The organism is Pseudomonas sp. WS 5011, assembly GCF_012985775.1.
Lineage (GTDB): Bacteria > Pseudomonadota > Gammaproteobacteria > Pseudomonadales > Pseudomonadaceae > Aquipseudomonas > Aquipseudomonas peli.
Window position 1 is genome coordinate 1 of the sequence record NZ_JAAQXA010000070.1, and the last position, 1,285, is coordinate 1,285.

The following is a 1,285-nucleotide window of genomic DNA, read 5'->3' on the forward strand; positions in this document are numbered from 1 at the left end:
AAGCCAGGGTTTGGCTGGCGGTGTCAAGCGATGCGGTATAGGTAGTCAAAAGGGCTTCTCCCATGCACTGATTTGAGCGCTAATTATATGATATTTATGGATAATTTCCAAAGTTGATGACATTGGGTGTTAGCCGGTCCCAGTGAGCGAAGCAAACGATTGGAATCTGTTGTTAAGCATTAGAACTTGCGGTGGTTGCTAAACGAAGTGACTTGCCCATGAACACGCTGAGCGGATGCTCGCAATATGAGCCGAATGTACCTCGTCGTACATAGCCTTCGTTGGTATAGAAACTCAGTGCCTCCGGTTGATATGGCCCAGTTTCAAGCATGAGTTCCCTGCAACCTGACTCGTAGGCACTTGCCTCAAGGGCTGCGATGAGTTTTTTTGCAATACCTCTTCCCCTGGCTTCAGGTCGCACATACATGCGCTTGAGCTCGCCGTAAGACTCATTCAACACGACCGCGCCACAGCCAAGGGCGACGCTTTGTTCATCTCGTGCAACGATAAAAATAACATTGGGTTTGGAGAGCGACGCGAGGTCAAGCGCATAACGCGCCTCAGCCGGATACAGAGAATCTTGATACGCATCGAGATCTGCGATGAGCGCTATGACATCTGGTTGATTAGGGGGCTCTTGTTCCACACGCATACTGGATCCTGATGCCTAAGTTTGGTTAAGGGCGGGCTTTAGCCCGTCCCAGTGAGCGAAGCGAACGGTTTGAACCAGTTGTTAGGTTTTACTTACAGAAAATGGAGAGCGTAAACGCCCTTTTACATGTTCATTAAGAACAGCTTTAGCACTGGCTCCAAGTAACCCTTCCTCTGCAGCTAGAGAAATGAGAACTGCCTTAGCTGTTTCATCGCCATTTGTTAGCATCTCAGTTGCAGCCCAAATACGAACATAAGGAGACTCATGCTGCATTATATCTTTTAGCGCTGAAAGTCCGTAGCTGCCAAACGTACGCAGTTCATTGACTGCAGTGGACATTATTTTGTGAAGTTGATGGTCTTTCTTCGCAGGTGATGCAAATGTACCTTTCTCTATAGCAGCTTCACAGAATGCATGAATTGCCGATGTGACTTTTTGTTCTAGGTTCGAAGTCATGCTCATTCTGCGTAGTGAAACCTAACGTTTGGTTAAGGGGCGGGCTTTAGCCCAATGTCATCAACTTTGGAAATTATCCATAAATATCATATAATTAGCGCTCAAATCAGTGCATGGGAGAAGCCCTTTTGACTACCTATACCGCATCGCTTGACACCGCCAGCCAAACCCTGGCTT

At 47.4% G+C, this 1,285-nt stretch carries 2 protein-coding genes; both read right to left on the bottom strand.

Annotated features, from left to right (window positions below; all coding sequences use genetic code 11):
* Nucleotides 1-172: 172 nt before the first annotated feature.
* Complete coding sequence (locus HBN63_RS21530) at nt 173-652, bottom strand: GNAT family N-acetyltransferase (protein ID WP_170050840.1); 480 nt, start codon at nt 650-652, stop codon at nt 173-175.
* 81 nt (nt 653-733) lie between these two features.
* A complete protein-coding gene (locus HBN63_RS21535) occupies nt 734-1,108 on the bottom strand; it encodes a HEAT repeat domain-containing protein (protein WP_170050841.1) in 375 nt (124 codons plus the stop codon).
* Between the last annotated feature and the right edge of the window lie 177 nt (nt 1,109-1,285).